Consider the following 17848-nt stretch of genomic DNA (forward strand, 5'->3'; position numbering starts at 1 on the left):
TAGTTATTTATTATTAACCATTGTTAATACTTATAAAACAAGATTGATTACAAAATATATTAAAGCGGCTAATAACGCAGAAATAGGTAATGTGATTACCCAAGTAATAATCATACGTTGTGCAGTATTCCATTTCACACCTTTAATACGGTTAGAAGAACCTACACCTAATATAGATGAAGACACGACATGCGTCGTTGAAAGTGGAAAATGCAATGATGACGCAACAAAAATAGTTAAAGCAGAAGATAAATCAGCTGCTGCACCATTAGCTGGACGTATTTTCATTATGTTTCCACCAACTGTTTTGATGATTTTCCAACCACCAACAGCTGTACCTAACCCCATCGCAGTAGCACAGGCAACCTTAACCCATAGTTGAGGCTCGGTGCTTGTACCTGTTTGGATATTCGCAACTATAAGCGCTAAAGTAATAATACCCATTGATTTTTGTGCATCATTTGTACCATGTGAAAATGATTGTAATGAAGCAGTGAAAATTTGGAAAAATCTAAAATTACGATTTGCTTTCGTAAGATTTGCATTTTTGAAAACTACTTTAACAATTGAATACATAATAAAACCAACACAAAACGCAATAACTGGTGATAAAAGTAATACAATTATTATTTTTGTAAAGCCTTGATAGTGTAATACAGCAAATGTACCTTGTGAAGCAATTGCTGCACCAGCGATTGAGCCAATTAATGCATGTGAAGATGAACTAGGTATTCCAAAAAACCAAGTTACTAAATTCCAAATAATTGCTGCCAAAATAGCAGCTAAAACCACAACTAGACCATTTTCTAATTTAAATGGATCTACAATATCTTTTGTTATCGTACTTGCAACTCCAGTAAATGTTAATGCACCAATAAAGTTCATAACTGACGCCAAAATAATCGCAGTTCTAGGAGTTAATGCACGTGTTGAAACAGCAGTAGCGACGGCATTGGCTGTATCATGGAAACCATTGATAAAGTCAAATATCAAAGAAAAAATAACGATAGCTACTGTGATAATCAAAATATATTCCATAAGTTAGGACTCCTTAGCTATTTTTCATTATTATTGTTTCAAAGTTATTCGCTACAGCTTGACATTTATCGGCAATTTCTTCTAGACTTTCATAAATCTCTTTGATTTTAATAAGTGTGATAGGATCTGTTTCACTGTTAAAAATATGTTTAATTGACTGACGTAATATACCATCACAGTTAGTTTCAAATTCTTTAATATTAATAGAATGAATGCGCATGTGAGATAATTTTTTATCGACAAGTAAGCCTACTGCTAATTTCATTTCAGCAATAGCTTTTTGGATATTATCAACAAATTCAGCCATATATTCATCTGTATATTCTATAGAGTACATTTCAAACATTGCTGATGTTTCTTCAATTGCATCTAAAACATCATCAATAGCGTTACATAAAGAGAGGATGTCCTCACGTTCAATAGGTGTAATGAATGTTTGGTTCAAATCCGAAATCACTTGATGCATAAGCTCATCACCATGCGATTCGTATGTTTTAATATTATCTGAATATGCTTTAAGGTCTAAGTGTGTATTAAAATCCATTTTACCAAATTCAATTGCTGCACGGTCTAAGTTGAAAACCATTTCTTCAAGTTTCACCATGAACTTATCTTTTTTCTTGTTAAACATTCAAAAAATCCTCCATTTACAGTGACCAATACAATCACCTTCAATAAATTTAAAAAATTACATTCTTTTCTAGACAAATTAAAATTGGCAAGATTTACAATACACCCATTACTTTTTTTGATTTATTAATATTATGTAAATGAGTATTTGCTTACTAGGTTTAAAAAATCTCACAAATGTTGATTTGTCCTTATTTGAAAATAGCACAAATTTAACAATCCTACAATTAAATTTACAAATTCTTAACATTACATTTTCGTTAAATTAATAATTGTGTGTATATCGTTCTGTCGTATTTATATTTTTTCAAAAATGATTTAGAAATTTATAAATTCATACATCAAAACGCACAATAGCAATAATTGCATAATTACAATTTATAATCAACAATTATTTTTCTATATTTCTCAAAATTAACATACACAAAATCATTTCAAGGTAGTGCTTATCTTTAAATTTATGAAAACAAATATTTTGGTCAAAGGTTTACTTAATACGCAATAACGTCAAACGCGAATATATTTTTTATTTTAATTACACTAAATATGAGTAATAACAAAAATGGCAATCCCTTTAGCAAAATTAGGGATTGCCACTTTCGTAATTCATGTCTCAAGCTCCGCATTTTTACACTTTGTGTAAATTTTGATTCGCCATAGTCGATAAATACAATATTTAGACATCTTATTTGTCATCGCATTTTCATATATTGCATATGAACAGATTTAATAATCAGATAACCTTTCAACAATTTCGTTTTGGTTTGGAAAAACAAACTGTACTTTCGTTCCTTTATTGATTTCAGAATTGATATGAACAGTTATAGCTAATTTTTCTTTTACATTTTTCACCAGATATAGCCCTATACCAGAAGACGTCGTTTCATTACGATTTTTCGTTGAGGTGAAACCTTTATCAAAAATTCTTGGTAAGTCTTTTTTACTTATTCCCCTACCTTCATCCTTAATTTCCAACGTCACATGGTTTTCAATCAGCCTTCCACTTATATAAATTGTGCTATTTTCACTATATTTAATCGCATTAGAAAGAATTTGTCTTATCATCATTCGACACCATTTAGTATCTGTATATACTTTATAATCGTCGTCAAATTCAAGATCAAAACCAATGCCTTTCGCTTGGCTAATATATCTAGTAATCTGTATTTCATCTATGACTAAGCGCTTTAAATACACGTATTCATAATACATATCTTTATTTTGTGACTCTAATCGAGTCAAAAACAAATGTTTATCTAACATATCGTTGATACGTGTCCATTCAAATAGTAGTGCACGTCTTCTATTATCATCATTTTCTTTTTCAATCAATAATTTCAATGCAGTGACTGGTGTCTTAATATCATGCACGAAATCTGTTAACGCAGCTTCAGTAGATTTAATTTGTTGTTTTTGTTCAGTCACTAATTTTTTTTGTGTCGTAATTTGATCATATAAATACTCTAACATCTCTTGTTGAAATGGCGTATCTGCCAGTGATTTATGCTTTAACGCTTCGGGTTCTATATTATCATCTAAGTGTTTATAAAACTTAACTTCTTTTAAGTATGTAAATAATAAAAAAATACAACTTAATCCTATATTTAAAATAATAATATATAAAACACTGTTTACATTTAAATCATAATCTAAAAAAGCAATACCTAAAAAGATGAATTGTAAAATGAGTAACCAAAATATCCAATTTTTCCGTGAACGGAGAAATAACCAAACCCATTTAATACTATCCATGAGCCATGTAACCCTTACCGATTTTAGTTTCAATTGCATCTTTCATATTTATATCTGCAAGCTTCTTTCTTAAACGATTCACATTTACAGTTAAGGTATTATCACTGACAAACGCCTCATCGTCCCAAAGTGCAGTTATCAATGTGTCTCTGGTTACAATTGTATCCTGTTTTTTTACTAACATCTCTAAAATAATCATTTCTGTTTTAGATAAGTATATGACTTGATCACCTTTATTAATACTATCTTTTGTAAGATCGAGTGTCGCTTCTTGCCAAGTTATGACCCTTTTCTCATCTATACTAAATTGATAAACGCGTCTATATATCGCTTGTAGCTTAGCAATTAAAATATTCGTATTAAATGGTTTTTGAACATAGTCATCTGCACCTAATTCCATGCTCATTACCTGATCCATTGGGTTATCTCTTGAGGATAAAAATAAAATTGGTGTATTTGATATTTCTCGAATCTTTCTCGTCCAGTAAAATCCATCGTATTTTGGTAGTTTAACATCCATAATGACAATTGCTGGATCCACCTCTTGAAACTTTTCTATTACAAGATTAAAATCATCGATACCATTAACATTAAAATCCCACTGTTCCAGCTCTTCACTAAGTTCTTTAAATAAAGTCATATCATCTTCCACTAATAAAATTTCCATAAACTCACCTCAACTATTTTGTATATTTTATATTTTCTCCAGAATTAATTCGACCTTGGTAATGCTTAATGCGGCAATCAATTTCAAATCCTCTCATCATTAAATCTTGGAAAGGTGATTGTAATAAATAATATACTGGCCAAGTTAATTTCGGGATATAATCAAACAGGTGTACGATGACTTGTTGACTACCTTTTAATTTGCGAAACTCTAATTTCCCCTGCTTTTTTAAATTAGGTTTTACAATACTACCACTTACAAGATACAACGTTATGATATCTTTTTCAGTCTTCACCTTACGTAGTATTAGTATAGGATTACGTTTATTTTTCATATAAACGATAAAATTATCTCCTTGTTCTGCTGTATGTAATAATGTTCCTTTCGTTTCATCTAACCATTTAAAATAATATGTTACCATTTGATTTAATGTCCAATTCATCGGTAATTGTATACTTAGCGCACTTCTTACATCATCGTATTTCGATGTTTGTAACTCAACTGCTACGTGTGGGCGTGCCACTTGTGCTGTCGTCTCTTCTACTTCAGTGCCATATGCCGATAAACGTCTTTTCGTTTCAACATCGAAACGACTACCGCTAATATATATAATCTTACTCACACCTTGTTTTGCTGTAGCTCTACCAAAATTATCTGCGGCTATCAAATTGATATCCCTAGCAGTTGCATGCGTTAATTTAGCAGAATGTTTGGTTGGGTCTAAATAATATATTGCAATGTCTATACCTTCCATAGCAGTTAAAACATCATTATAATTATAAATGTCCTTTTCAAGCCAAATAATTTCTTTATATTCTTTTTCTTTAGGATACTTAGACAATGTGTATAAGACCCCTTCATCTTTAATGGATTCAATTAGATTCTTTCCTATATATCCTGTGACGCCCGCAAGCAATATATTCGGTTTCATTATACGACACCCTTTATCATATATTTTTCTTATTTTAATTATTCCCTAGTAAATTCATGTTAATGATGTTAAGTTATACTATAACTGAGTTTTAAAAATTGGAAATGAGGAGTGGACATATATGGTTCATCAAATTCGAGAAATTGGTATCAACGATATAGAACCTTTTATAAAACTATTAAGTACAATCTATGATGAATCTGATTATTTGATATACAATCCTGGCGAGTACGCGCCCTCTAATACGGATGCTATCGCAACCTTAGAACATTATATAACTTCTCCTTCTAATGCAATTTATATTGCAGAAAACAACGGTGAACTTGTAGGATTTGCAATTGTCACTACCGAAAATTTCGAACGTACACGGCATGAAGCACATTTTTCTATGGGAGTTATAAAGCATTATCGCGAAAAAGGATTAGGACAATCATTAATTAATTCCATAGAAGCATGGTGTTTAAACCATGACATTCACCGTATTGAAGTTGAAGTCGTTCCCGAAAATACGACCGCTGTTGATTTATTTAAAAGTGCAAACTATCAAGTCGAAGGAGAACTTAAAGATAAACTGTTTATTGATCATCGATATTATAATAAATATATCATGGCTAAATTACTAATTTAATAGATTAAATGTAATAAGTTAGTAAACATTTCCTTAATTGCAGTTTAATCGTTTTTTGATAATTATCCAAATAACAACACATTCTGTTTGAAAATTTTAGCAATAAAATCATTATAGAATTATATATGATACCAAGACAAACTTAGCGCGCAACATCTTTTGATTGTCACCCCCAATACTTCTATTTCATTCTCAAACGTATAGTTAAAACAAACTAACAAATAAATATGAATCTATTCAATATTAATAAAAACACTTCCGTATGAATACATCTCATTTGCATTCAACGAAAGTGTTTTTTATTTCAAAATCTTTATAAAGTTGAGGTTATTTGATTCAAACATGTTTAGCCATTGATAAGCTAGTACGGGTTTAATTCAACACCATTTGGATTTGCATCTTCAGATTGATATTCCGTTTCAACACCTGAGGAAGTAGTATTTCTACTTAAAAACCTTAAGACGTCTTTCATATTTTGCTGCGATTCTGGTAATTCCATATGAAATTGATACTGATGTCTCAATTTATGTGAACCGTCATAAAATAATGTATCAACTGGTACGTCTGTTGACTTTAATTTTTTATAGAATTCAATATTCTGACTATAAAATGGGTCAGCATCACCCACTGATAAAAATGTTGGAGGATAATCCTCTGTAACTTGATTGATAGTAGACATCTCACTTATATACTTAAATTGTTGTTCCCAATCTCGCTTCCCAGTATAGCTTTCCATAAAGAGTTGAATTCTTGGGAATTCTGTTGCTTTAACTGTTTTCATGTCATAAAATCCACCAAAAAAGATGGCCGCTTTAAGTTGATCTGGTTCGAATTGTTGCTTAAAGTTCATGTCTTCTCTTAAAGATTCATTCGTTTGTATCGCTGTGAATTGACTTGATAATTGTGCACCTGCGGAATCTCCACCAAAGATAACTTGATTGAAATCAATAGGCAATTCATGTTTATTTCTCTTAATAAAACTCACCGCTTGATCAATCTGTTGTAATTGCATAGGATATTTAAAATCTGGTGCAAGTGCATAATTAATATTTACCACAATATAACCCTGTTCAGCAATCTTAGATAATAATGGGTTTTTATATTGTTTATCTCCTGCAATAAATCCTCCACCATGCATCCAAAAAATTACTGGAAGTTTATTATCTTGATCTAATTCATTCGGAGTTAATATATCAAGTCGACTATTTGGCAATCCTTTACCATAAGTGATATTTGTAAAAGCATTCACATTTTTATTATTAATTTGAACTTTTTCGTGTACTTTACCCGTGTTTTGTCTATCATACTGTAGTTTTAAAAGTACTGCCATAACTACTACAACAGTGACAATGATAAAAGCTGTGATAAGGGTCCATTTATGTTTTTTCTTCATAGATTACCTTTCCTTTCGGAAGCATTGTACCATAATAAATAAGTTCACAATAGTATTACAGGGATAATGAATTAGAAAACTCAGCTTGCATAAGTTGGCAAGCTGAGCTATATCATATATAAATTATGTTTTCACTGTTAAAGATTAAGCAATAAATTTCTTGTTTTGTCGTTTTCTACTGTAATACTTAATAAGTACTCCAATAACAACAATTAAACCAACATATCCCATTATTGGATATAAGTAGTTAATTAATCCTGCGAAACCTACAAAGCTTAAACCATAAGCCACAATTACCATAACTATGATAAAGATATGATATTTTTTACTGTATGGTTCTGTAAATCTCGCTGCAAATGAATACATTAAACCTAAAATTGTATTATACATTACTGCTAACATAATTACCGATAGCACAAGTGCTATCCAAGGATTAATTGCATTCGCTAACGTTAACATCGGAATATCTGCATCTTTGATTTTTGGGAATTCAGACTGTAATGCAAAGTTAATTAACGCTAATAATATGGTATAAATAATACCTCCAAATAGCGCGCCAGCGCCTGAAACGCGACGTCTTGAAGCATCGCCACCTATAGCGACAATAGTACTGAATCCTACAGCAAATGCAAGACCACCGTAGTTAATACCTTTAAGTATACCTAGCCATAAGCTGTCATGTGGTACAGTTTCGTTAACTTTTCCAAATGAAATACTACCATTGAAAAGATAGTACGCAGCAATAATAACTACTAATATAATTAAGAATGGCGTAACAATACCTAAAGCACGTACAATTTTATTAAAGTCCATCAATAGTGTGATATATATTGCGATTACCATTATCAATGCACCTAACCACGTCGGTACACCGAAGCTTTCTTGAAATGTTGATCCTGCTCCAGCAATCATAGTAACTGAAATACCAAATAGGAAAAAGATAAGTAAGTAGTCTACAATTTTACTGAATGCATTTCCAAATAAATAGTCTAAAGTTGATTCATGGTTTAGTGCGTCAAACGCAGTCCCAATTTTTGCAACTTGTCTTCCAATAAATCCTAAAATTAGCCCAGAAAGTAAAACACCAATATATGACCATAAGCCATATGGTGAGAAGAATTGCATAACTTCCTGTCCTGTTGAAAAGCCAGCACCTACGACGATACCGACATAAGCGAAACCAATTTTTATAGCTTCTTTATTCAACCCCATGTGATAAATAACCTCCTCATAGTTAACACATTTTGTAATTATAACGTACTGACTGTAATTTGCAACATGAGAAAATTAAGATTTGCACAATTCATTAAAATTAAACATAATAGTCAAACAATATATTTCTTTTTAATCATTCATTTTATCTTTTAAAAATAAATCATCCATTCCTAGATACACTATAAAAATGAACAATTCATAATAAGATTTTGCAACTTTATACATTTTCTAGTTTTATGATAATTCTAAAAATAAAATGAAAATTTTTTTGAAAAAATTTTCATTTCTTCATCTCTTACTGTAATTAATAAATATAAAAAGTAAATTACAGTGTTATTTTCACTCATATGATAATAACAAAATAAAAATGAGCGGAACAGAAATCTCATTGATTTAAAATGCTTTCATGGTACCACCCTAACGAGCCATCCCAATGTTTTAAGAAAATAACGCTTAGTTTCACTTGACCTTTTGATCATGCATAAAAGGCTGAGACAATTCATTTGTCTCAGCCTCAAAAGTCATTTTCATATACATTTGTTTTTACATCAGAATTAAACACTATACTAAAATTTAATTATCACTCAAGTTAATGTGCATTTTTAAAACGATTTAGTTCATTGAAATCAACGACAACATTATCCAAACGTTTCGCTGTTTCTTTAAGTACATTACGCGCAACGCTATTCGTTGGATCTAGTTTAAGTATTTGGCGAGAAATCTCTAATGCTTTTTTATCAGAAATGACTGGTTCAGGAACTGCATGTAATAACAACATCTGTAATAAGCTTTTTACTTCTTTGCCGTCAGTAAGTTTTATGGATGAATCTGCATGATAATACGCAGAATCTAAAGCACCTTGTAGTTCACTTAATGGATAAACGAGTAGTAGAAAAGCTAAGTCATGCATTTCTGCAGTTTCTTCAGTTTTCATCATATCTAAAATACATGTATAAAACATGATACTTTCCACTTCATGAGCGCTTGAGATATAAGCTTCTTCAAATTCCATAAAATCTGTCTGGGACATAAGACGGTATACTGATTCAAATTCGCCGTTTAAGACATGCTTTTGTATCAATTCTTTCATTGCAATGTCCTCCTAGATATCCAGATTTCTTTAATAGTTAAGTCTCATTTTACCATATCTTAATTATATATTCATATAAAAAAGAATATTTTTGTCAAGTTACTTGAAAAAGTTATAATTACATACGCTACTCATATATATAATTATAACTTCTTGAATAGCGTCATTACTCCATATTTTTTCATTTAGCCAAATTTCGTATTTAGTTCATTTATCACTTCGTCTACGGTATTTCCTACAGAAATATTTACAGCTGCAGTAAAAGTACCTTCAACAATCGGTGCATCTATTTTTTCTACACGATGCTTGCCATCATACATCTCAATCGCTAAATCTAAATTCATTTCAGCAGAACCAATGTCATAAAAACATAATGTGTCATCATCTATTTGATTCACCATTTCTTGAATATCGTCATATGATGTTCCGATTTTACCGTTCACACCACCTTGTGCCGTGATTGTGATATCCTCTCCTACCATTTGACTTACCAGCGCTTTAGTCCCGTCAGCGATCTCTTTACTATGGCTTACAATGATAATTTGCGTCATACTAATCAGCTCCTATCAATGCGTTTAAAATATATACACTACTCTGTGCTCCCGGGTCAACATGTCCTTTTGAAGCTTCTTTAAAATAGGCAGCTCTACCTTTAGTAGCTACTATTTCCTTAGTGGATTCTGCAAATGATTGTAAATCTTCAAATGATAAAGTTTCTCCGTTATTAATCGCTTCATTAGTGCGTTCAATAACGTCATACATCGTTTTTTCATTTAGTTCAACTTTACCACGTTGTGCAATTGCCTCGGAAAATGTATTAAGCATTGTTTTTAAATTTTCTTTGTCAATTTCATCGCCTACAACTTGAGACATTTTCACAAAACTGAATCCATAAAGTGGACCAGAAGCACCACCAATATTAGACATTAATGTCATACCAGTAGATTTTAATAATGCAGACATAGAGCTATCATCTAGCTTTTCGGGTAAGGCTTTAAATCCTCTTAACATATTCACGCCATGATCACCGTCACCAATTGCTCTATCTAATTCTGTTAATAATGATTCTTTTTCTTCAAAGACATCAACTAAATCAAGCAATTTTTCTTTTAACTCTGACACATTCATTCTTCTTCACTTCCTGTCTTATATATTCGTTATTTACGCATTAAAATATGGACTACTTGTCGGTGCAGTCAATGCCTCATAAACTGTTTCTGTAAATGGTAAAAAGGTTATTGATAAACCTTCCATGTCTAATGAAGTCATATAGTCTCCAACAAACCATAATTTAACATCTTTTTGTTTATCTTCTAATTGTTGTGCCACGTATTTTGTTGCAATATTTAGCTCAGATAAAGGTGTAGCTCCCATACCGTTTATCATCACGATAAGTTGTTCATCTTCTACCTCTTTCAATAATTCGGCAATCAATCGTTCTACAACTATATCTACGCTTTCAACTTTTTCACGAGCTAGACCCTTTTCGCCGTGTATACCAATACCGATCTCCATTGATTCATCATCTATATCGAAACCATACTGTCCTGTCGTCGGAACTAACGGTGGTGTTAAAGCCATACCTATTGATTTGATAGTTGGTAATAATTCATTTAATTTTTCTTTAATTAATGACAGCGATGTTCCCTTTTCAGCTAAATATCCAGCTATTTTATGCACAAACACTGTACCAGCGACACCTCTACGTTGCGCTTCATCACTAACAGCAACATCATCCTTGACCACTACTGTCTCTACTTGAATATCTTCCATTTCCGCCATTTCTTGAGCCATTTCGAAATTCATAACATCACCTGCATAGTTTTTTACAACAAGCAGTACACCTTCTCCGTTGTCCACGGCTTTAATTGCACTTAAAATTTTATCAGGTGTTGGAGATGTAAATACCTCACCACATACTGCAGCATCTAGCATGCCTTGTGCTACATACCCTGCATGTGCAGGTTCATGACCACTCCCACCGCCAGAAACAATTGCTACGCCTTTTTCTTTTTGCTGTTTACGCACTACTACTGTGTCAGCAATTACTTCGACATTTTTATTTGAAATCGAAAGACCATCTAACATATCTGGTAAAAATTGTGTTTTATCTTTAATGAGCTTTTTCATAATGAGGACCTCCTATTTTCACTATTCACTTATAGTATACCCTACACATAAATGTAAACGCTAACAACTCAAAGGTTTTTTCTTTATAAAAAAAGCGGGTCTACAATCAATCATTTTCAAAATTGATTTTAAAACCCGCTCATATATGAAATTTATTCTTTACTTGCAACCATCTTTAACGATATGCTCATCTCTTTTCATACTTATTTAACACGTACAAAAATTTGATAACCTTATTGATGCACTTAAACTGATTTTGTTTTATACATTAAATATAAGAAGTAAGGCGCACCAATAATAGATACAACAATTCCAGCTGGCATGCCAGAAGGTTGTAATATCACTTGTCCGACTGTGTCTGCTAATACAAGTAAAAATGCACCTATTAATATAGAAATTGGTAAAAATAGTTGATGTCTCGGGCCAACAATTGATTTAGCAATATGTGGACCTAACAATCCTATAAATCCAATAGCTCCCGCAACAGATACTGCAGCCGATGACAGAATTACTGCTATTAATAATAATACAATGCGTTCTCTACCAATTTTCACCCCAACACCTTGAGCAATATGTTGATGTGTATTTAATAAATTTAATACATTCGCTTTTAACAATAAAAATGGTATAAGTACAATGACCCAAGGTAGAAAGGCAATTACAAATGCCCATTCATCACCCCAAATGTTACCTGCAAGCCATGAAGCAATAAACTCTGATTGATCTTCGTCAAACGTTGACATTAGTGTTAGCGAACCGCCACTTAAAGCTGTAGCCATACCTACACCTACTAACACCATACTTGCTGGAGTGATACCTTCACCTTTATTATAACTAAACGAAAAAATAATTAGCGCAGTTAGTATACCACCAATCATACTTATAAATGGTAATACATACACAAAATTATCCGCATTAACTTGACCGACTACTATAAATAATGCAATGGCAAACCCACTTCCCGCATTTATACCTAAAATGCCAGGTTCAGCTAATGGGTTTTTAGTCACACTTTGTATAATAGCCCCACTCATCGCTAATGCAGCTCCGGCTAAAATAGTTATAACCATCCTTGGAAATCGAAATTCCATAAGTATCAGTGTATCAGTATATTCACCTTGACCTATAAGTGTTTTAAAAAAAGTACCTATCGACATCTTATATTCACCTGAAGTCATGCTCCAAGCACATGCGAATATTATCAATATTATAAGAATAATCATGGTAATGAACTGTTTATATCTTAATTTTGGGTCTATCATGAAAAGCGTCCTCCTCGTTTAACCAAATACAAGAAGTAAGGTACGCCAATAAATGAAATAATTGCACCTACTGGAGCTTCACCTAACATGCGTGCTAACGTATCTGCAACGAGTAGCAATAAGCCACCAACAATAGCAGTTAATGGCAGAACACGAGCATAGTCTGTACCTACTAAATAACGTACAATATGCGGGACCATTAGTCCTACAAAGGCTATTTGACCAACCATCGCTACAGCAATACCCGCCATAACCATGGATATAATTAAAGCAATCGCTCGCGTTAATGCAACATTTTGTCCCAATCCAATCGCTAAAGTTTCACCTAAATTTAAAATTGTTAAATGTTTACTCATCGCAATGATGATAACCAATGCAATAATGATAAATGGCGCTGCCCAAACGAGCTGTCCCCAAGTCGTACCAGAAACACCGCCGGCGCTCCAAAACGTTAAACTTTGATTTAATCTAAACAATAACGCTACACCTTGACTTAAAGCTGTTAGCAAAGCACTTACGGCTGCCCCAGCCAATATAATCCTCATTGGATTAAAACCATCACTTCTTGATCTGCCAATCATCAGTACAATAAATCCGCCCATGATAGCACCGATAAATCCTGCAATCATCAGCACTATAAATGGTGCTGTCGGATAAAATGCAAAAGTTAGCGCTAACATAAATGAAGCACCTGAATTTAATCCGATTAAACTCGGGTCTGCTAAACCATTTTTAGTAACGCCTTGAATGACTGCACCTGAAGTCGCCAATGCTACACCTACGAGCATTGCTCCTATATCTCTTGGTATGCGTATTTCGCTAATGATATTATGTTGCTGATTCTTATTATCATAATTGAATATAGCATCAAATATTGTTGAAATATGAATTTTAGCATCTCCAATCAATATTGATACCGTCAAAGCAATGACTAACAGAATCAAACTAATTATAAATGTTGTTGTGAAGCTTAATTTTCCTTTTTTTTGCGTAGCCATGTTTACACCTAAATTTCTGAATAGCTTTTTCTACATAAATCATAGGTAACTAGCATTGGTTTCCCTGTTCTAGGATCTGTACTAATTTCTACATCTATATTGAATACTTTTTCTAAGTTTTCTTTAGTTAAAACATCTTCCGTATCACCAGAAGCAACAATGTCTCCATGTTTCATCGTAATTAGATGATCTGAGAAACGGACTGCTTGATTAATATCATGTAACACCATAATAATAGTGCAACCTTGTTCCTGGTTTAATTGAGTAATTAATTCTAAGATTTCTAATTGGTGTGAAATATCTAAATATGTTGTAGGCTCGTCTAAGAAAATAATATCTGTTCGTTGTGCTAATGCCATAGCAATCCATACTCTTTGACGTTGACCACCACTTAAATCATTGATAGAACGTAGTCGGAATTCATAAGTCCCTGTTACATTCATTGCCCAGTCAATCTCTTTTTTATCTTCAGCAGAAAGTCTTCCAAATCCTTTTTGATGTGGAAAGCGACCATAAGAAACAAGCTCTCCAACCGTAAGTCCATCAGCGACCTCTGGCGATTGTGGTAAAATAGCAATTTTTTTTGCGACTTCTTTTGTTGATTGTGTATGCAGGTTTTCACCATCTAATTTGATTTCACCATCTTTAATTGGTAAAAGACGTGACAATGCTTTTAGTAATGTAGACTTTCCACAACCATTTGGTCCTATAATGGATGTAATTTTACCAGTCGGAATATGAACATCCAAATTATCTACGATAACATTATCCCCGTAACCTATCGTAACTTGTTCTCCTTCTAATCGAGTCATAATTTCCCTTCTTCCTAATACAAAATGTACCAAAAAACAATCTATATCTATATCACTTTAATCTAATTTGTTATTTAAATGATAATCATTATCACAGATGATATTATATCATTTTTTAGATATGATGACTAATAAATGTTCTATGATAATATGCAATATGTATGCTCTATAAATATGTTTAGGTTTGCCATATTGCATTTTAAACCGTATGATTAATTTCTTATTTGTCGAATTATTGTAACTGTACCTAAATTAAAACCTTGATGCATCAAGGTTTTAATTTGGATTTTTTTCATTATTAATGTTCATCAATTAAGAAACCATTACCGTAAACATCACGAACATCATGTATAACTAAAAATGCCTCATTATCGATGCGTTTGATTAAACGTTTCGCTTTACTAACTTGTGTTTTAGTAATAACAACATACAATATGTCTTTTTCTTGTTTAGAGAAATAACCTCTACCATTTAATATTGTTAAACCACGTCCAACCTGTTCATCAATCACTTTCGCTATTTCATCTGGTTTACTAGAAATAATCGTCATTGCTTTTTTCGTATTTAAACCTTCTATAACATAATCCATTACTTTTGTACCGATATAAAGTGAAATCACTGTGACTAACGCACTCGGAACAGGAATTACTGTTAATGATATTGCAACAACAATTAAATCAAAGAACAACAGCGCATATGGTGTACTAACATCTAAATATTTATTAGCTATTCTAGCTAATATCGTTGTTCCAGCAGTTGTCCCTCCTGCAAGAACGATAACACCAATACCTAGACCTACAGACATACCACCAAAAACTGCATTAACTAATATGTTACCTGTCTCAATTTTCCAACTCACTGTTAATTCCAAAAATAGTGAGATCAATATTGTCGCCACTATCGTTAAATACATACTTCTCTTACTTAAAAACTTGTAACCGATAGCAATAAGTACTGCATTGAATACAAAGTTTGTTACACCAGGAGAAATGTGAAAGGCATAATAGAGTACGATAGCTATACCGGTCACGCCTCCTTCGCCTAAATCAGCAGATATGATAAAAGTATTAACGCCTGCTGAAAATATAAATGACCCAATTACAACAAATAACAAATCTCGTACTGTTTTATTCACCCACATGACCCCCTCAAATTAACTTCAATCAATTGAATATTAGCAAACTATAGAACTTACCACAACATCATTCGAAAAAAATTCTGAACCACATACTTACAAAAGCTTGATTTTATAAGGTTTGTTTTTAATATTATTTTAAAAGTTCAAAAATTCTGAATTTTCGGTTTACTTATACACTTTCCTTTGCTATAATAAAATCTATCTTCTTATTGATTGCCAATAAGAAGCCATCTCCTTTGTGTTGTTTATAGTAACATACAAAACAATTTTTGCTCGAGTATATTTTTAGTACCTAGTCCTTACTATTAATATACAATTAATTCATTTCCCGTAAAAGCCAAGTAATATTGAATGTGTCTCCTCACTTCAATTACTTGGCTTTATTTTTATTTTCAAAACATCATGTTACCTAACTCACAACTACTAGTGCAAAAAAGGAGCGCTATTGATATCAATCATTAATTGATCTCACACGCTCCTTTTACATGTTTATTAATATGAATAAATACCTTATTACAACTTTTCACTCGATTGACATACCCTGAGGCTGTTTCAGCATCTATCATTTTATAATGATCCACTCATTAAAAAATGCTTTACCAAGCAAACAAACCAACAAATCCAGCAGTCATTAGCGATACTAAAATACCCGCAAGTAACATCATTGGCACATATTGCGAAACAAAATCAGATGTTTTCTTATCTACAATTCCTTTTAATGTTCCAATAATCATTCCTATTGTTGAGAAGTTAGCAAATGATACTAAAAATGTTGCAATAACTGCACGTCTGTGTGGTGAGTATGAATCAATGACATCTTTAATTTGGCCCATGACCACAAATTCGTTCGTTACAATTTTCTTAGCCATTTGTTGCGCAACTATCCACGCCTCGTCAAACGGTAAACCTAACAATAAAGCAAATGGATACATAAATGTACCAAGTATTTGATCTAGACCAAAGCTTCCTTTAATACCAGCCCAACTGCCGACGATACCTGTGATTAAATTAATAAAACGATCAATTAAATCAGAAAGTGCTACAAAACTAATTACAAAAGCAATGATGATTAAAATCAATTTACCCGCATTTAATACTGAATCACCTAAAAATGAGAAAAATGGTTGTTTCTCAATTTCTTCATTGCGAATACTATAAATAATATCTTCTTTTTCTTCTACAGTAACAGGATTTAAAATAGAAGAAACAATAATTGCATTAATGATATTTAATGGAATAGCTGTTAACACTAAATCACCAGGTATCATTGATACATATGCGCCAACAATTGCACCAGAAATCGAACTCATCGACATCATCGCTACCGTTAACACACGTGTTTCTTTCATGCGTTTCAATTGTTCATTTGAAACTGCTAATGCTTCTGTATTTCCTAAAAACATCATTTCAATACCAAAGAAAGACTCGAATTTTGGCTGACGTGTAATTTTAGCTAAAACCCAACCAATACCACCTATAACTTTGGGTAATACATTAAAATACATCAAGATATCAAATAATGGCACTACTAATAGTATTGGAAATAGTGCACTCACAGCCATATCCATCATTTCAGTATTTGTCCAACTGGCAAATGCAAACCCTGTACCTACATGTGCTGAATCAATGACCCATGAAATACCATTTGCTAATAATTGAACGCCAGCTTTCCCCCAAGGGAAATACATAAAGAACCACGCTAAGAACAAGTTAATCACGACTAAAATACCAATTGATTTCCATTGTATAGCTGATTTCTTTCTAGAAAAAAGGACAGCAATACCTAAAAACACAATTAACCCAATAATATTAATTAGTAAAAACATCATACACCCACCATTTCCTATTAAATAAATAATTAATTGAATATTTAAAAGCAACACTCGATTATGTATAAGAATTATTAAGATGAGTACATTTTCTCTCGCTCATTAAAAAAGTTGTAAAGATTAATTACACAGTGGTAAATATACTCATCTTGAATTTTGTTACCCATTTATTTAATTTCATTCTTGATAAAAATCTATCATTCCCCAAATGATTGTTACTTATGAATTCACAATAATTATATCATGTATGTACATTATATAAAGTAAAAATTTTATGGTTCGTTTATAGTCAAAAAACAAATTTATCTAACAACAAATTATACGTGTTTTTAATA

The 17848-nt window shown here is 32.1% G+C and carries 17 protein-coding genes; 1 reads left to right on the forward strand and 16 read right to left on the reverse strand.

Annotated elements, in window-relative coordinates:
• Positions 1-30: 30 nt before the first annotated feature.
• From KA856_RS11440 to KA856_RS11460, 5 genes are all read right to left on the reverse strand, one after another.
• Positions 31-1038, reverse strand: coding sequence for an inorganic phosphate transporter (locus KA856_RS11440; RefSeq protein ID WP_107385966.1), 1008 nt, complete (start codon positions 1036-1038; stop codon positions 31-33).
• 13 nt (positions 1039-1051) lie between these two features.
• On the reverse strand, positions 1052-1669 hold the full coding sequence (locus KA856_RS11445) for a DUF47 domain-containing protein (protein ID WP_019468170.1): 618 nt from the start codon (positions 1667-1669) through the stop codon (positions 1052-1054).
• Positions 1670-2394: 725 nt separating this feature from the next.
• The gene (locus tag KA856_RS11450) at positions 2395-3420 is read right to left on the reverse strand and encodes a sensor histidine kinase (protein ID WP_107385318.1); all 1026 of its coding nucleotides are present in this window, start codon (positions 3418-3420) and stop codon (positions 2395-2397) included.
• The gene (locus KA856_RS11455; RefSeq protein ID WP_181187681.1) at positions 3413-4087 is read right to left on the reverse strand and encodes a response regulator transcription factor; all 675 of its coding nucleotides are present in this window, start codon (positions 4085-4087) and stop codon (positions 3413-3415) included. The genes KA856_RS11450 and KA856_RS11455 overlap by 8 nt, the downstream gene beginning before the upstream one ends.
• Before the next feature lie 13 nt (positions 4088-4100).
• Positions 4101-5018 carry an NAD-dependent epimerase/dehydratase family protein gene (locus KA856_RS11460; RefSeq protein WP_210138702.1) on the reverse strand — a complete coding sequence of 306 codons (918 nt, stop codon included), beginning with the start codon at positions 5016-5018 and terminating at the stop codon, positions 4101-4103.
• A gap of 121 nt (positions 5019-5139) precedes the next feature.
• On the opposite strand from KA856_RS11460, the gene KA856_RS11465 reads away from it, so the two are divergent.
• Positions 5140-5646, forward strand: a complete 507-nt coding sequence (locus tag KA856_RS11465) for a GNAT family N-acetyltransferase (protein ID WP_210138703.1) — start codon at positions 5140-5142, stop codon at positions 5644-5646.
• 361 nt (positions 5647-6007) lie between these two features.
• Here KA856_RS11465 and KA856_RS11470 read toward each other — a convergent pair whose 3' ends face one another.
• From KA856_RS11470 to KA856_RS11520, 11 genes are all read right to left on the reverse strand, one after another.
• Positions 6008-7039: an alpha/beta hydrolase gene (locus tag KA856_RS11470; protein WP_107385968.1), complete on the reverse strand. Its 1032-nt coding sequence runs from the start codon at positions 7037-7039 to the stop codon at positions 6008-6010.
• Positions 7040-7183: 144 nt separating this feature from the next.
• Positions 7184-8251 (reverse strand): YkvI family membrane protein, encoded by a 1068-nt coding sequence (locus KA856_RS11475; RefSeq protein WP_210138704.1) that lies wholly within the window; start codon positions 8249-8251, stop codon positions 7184-7186.
• Between the two features lie 592 nt (positions 8252-8843).
• Positions 8844-9344: a hypothetical protein gene (locus KA856_RS11480; protein ID WP_019468163.1), complete on the reverse strand. Its 501-nt coding sequence runs from the start codon at positions 9342-9344 to the stop codon at positions 8844-8846.
• Positions 9345-9529: 185 nt separating this feature from the next.
• On the reverse strand, positions 9530-9895 hold the full coding sequence (dhaM, locus tag KA856_RS11485) for a dihydroxyacetone kinase phosphoryl donor subunit DhaM (RefSeq protein ID WP_019468162.1): 366 nt from the start codon (positions 9893-9895) through the stop codon (positions 9530-9532).
• 1 nt (position 9896) lies between these two features.
• Positions 9897-10472 (reverse strand): dihydroxyacetone kinase subunit DhaL, encoded by a 576-nt coding sequence (gene dhaL / locus KA856_RS11490; RefSeq protein WP_107504978.1) that lies wholly within the window; start codon positions 10470-10472, stop codon positions 9897-9899.
• Between the two features lie 33 nt (positions 10473-10505).
• Positions 10506-11474, reverse strand: coding sequence for a dihydroxyacetone kinase subunit DhaK (gene dhaK, locus KA856_RS11495; protein WP_210138705.1), 969 nt, complete (start codon positions 11472-11474; stop codon positions 10506-10508).
• 245 nt (positions 11475-11719) lie between these two features.
• On the reverse strand, positions 11720-12736 hold the full coding sequence (locus tag KA856_RS11500; RefSeq protein ID WP_107384952.1) for a FecCD family ABC transporter permease: 1017 nt from the start codon (positions 12734-12736) through the stop codon (positions 11720-11722).
• On the reverse strand, positions 12733-13734 hold the full coding sequence (locus KA856_RS11505; RefSeq protein ID WP_210138706.1) for a FecCD family ABC transporter permease: 1002 nt from the start codon (positions 13732-13734) through the stop codon (positions 12733-12735). The genes KA856_RS11500 and KA856_RS11505 overlap by 4 nt, the downstream gene beginning before the upstream one ends.
• An 8-nt stretch (positions 13735-13742) precedes the next feature.
• Complete coding sequence (locus tag KA856_RS11510; protein ID WP_107384950.1) at positions 13743-14546, reverse strand: ABC transporter ATP-binding protein; 804 nt, start codon at positions 14544-14546, stop codon at positions 13743-13745.
• Between the two features lie 298 nt (positions 14547-14844).
• Entirely contained in the window at positions 14845-15681 is an 837-nt protein-coding gene (locus KA856_RS11515; protein ID WP_107384949.1) for a YitT family protein, read from the reverse strand.
• A gap of 599 nt (positions 15682-16280) precedes the next feature.
• Positions 16281-17510, reverse strand: a complete 1230-nt coding sequence (locus KA856_RS11520; RefSeq protein WP_107384948.1) for a NupC/NupG family nucleoside CNT transporter — start codon at positions 17508-17510, stop codon at positions 16281-16283.
• Positions 17511-17848 lie beyond the last annotated feature (338 nt).

The organism is Staphylococcus sp. GDB9P120P, assembly GCF_017893435.1.
Lineage (GTDB): Bacteria > Bacillota > Bacilli > Staphylococcales > Staphylococcaceae > Staphylococcus > Staphylococcus cohnii.

Coding starts and splice junctions, on each gene's coding strand:
- KA856_RS11440 (WP_107385966.1), bottom strand. CDS start 1,038: ATGGAATATATTTTGATTATCACAGTAGCTATCGTTATTTTTTCTTTG.
- KA856_RS11445 (WP_019468170.1), bottom strand. CDS start 1,669: ATGTTTAACAAGAAAAAAGATAAGTTCATGGTGAAACTTGAAGAAATG.
- KA856_RS11450 (WP_107385318.1), bottom strand. CDS start 3,420: ATGGATAGTATTAAATGGGTTTGGTTATTTCTCCGTTCACGGAAAAAT.
- KA856_RS11455 (WP_181187681.1), bottom strand. CDS start 4,087: ATGGAAATTTTATTAGTGGAAGATGATATGACTTTATTTAAAGAACTT.
- KA856_RS11460 (WP_210138702.1), bottom strand. CDS start 5,018: ATGAAACCGAATATATTGCTTGCGGGCGTCACAGGATATATAGGAAAG.
- KA856_RS11465 (WP_210138703.1), top strand. CDS start 5,140: ATGGTTCATCAAATTCGAGAAATTGGTATCAACGATATAGAACCTTTT.
- KA856_RS11470 (WP_107385968.1), bottom strand. CDS start 7,039: ATGAAGAAAAAACATAAATGGACCCTTATCACAGCTTTTATCATTGTC.
- KA856_RS11475 (WP_210138704.1), bottom strand. CDS start 8,251: ATGGGGTTGAATAAAGAAGCTATAAAAATTGGTTTCGCTTATGTCGGT.
- KA856_RS11480 (WP_019468163.1), bottom strand. CDS start 9,344: ATGAAAGAATTGATACAAAAGCATGTCTTAAACGGCGAATTTGAATCA.
- dhaM (WP_019468162.1), bottom strand. CDS start 9,895: ATGACGCAAATTATCATTGTAAGCCATAGTAAAGAGATCGCTGACGGG.
- dhaL (WP_107504978.1), bottom strand. CDS start 10,472: ATGAATGTGTCAGAGTTAAAAGAAAAATTGCTTGATTTAGTTGATGTC.
- dhaK (WP_210138705.1), bottom strand. CDS start 11,474: ATGAAAAAGCTCATTAAAGATAAAACACAATTTTTACCAGATATGTTA.
- KA856_RS11500 (WP_107384952.1), bottom strand. CDS start 12,736: ATGATAGACCCAAAATTAAGATATAAACAGTTCATTACCATGATTATT.
- KA856_RS11505 (WP_210138706.1), bottom strand. CDS start 13,734: ATGGCTACGCAAAAAAAAGGAAAATTAAGCTTCACAACAACATTTATA.
- KA856_RS11510 (WP_107384950.1), bottom strand. CDS start 14,546: ATGACTCGATTAGAAGGAGAACAAGTTACGATAGGTTACGGGGATAAT.
- KA856_RS11520 (WP_107384948.1), bottom strand. CDS start 17,510: ATGTTTTTACTAATTAATATTATTGGGTTAATTGTGTTTTTAGGTATT.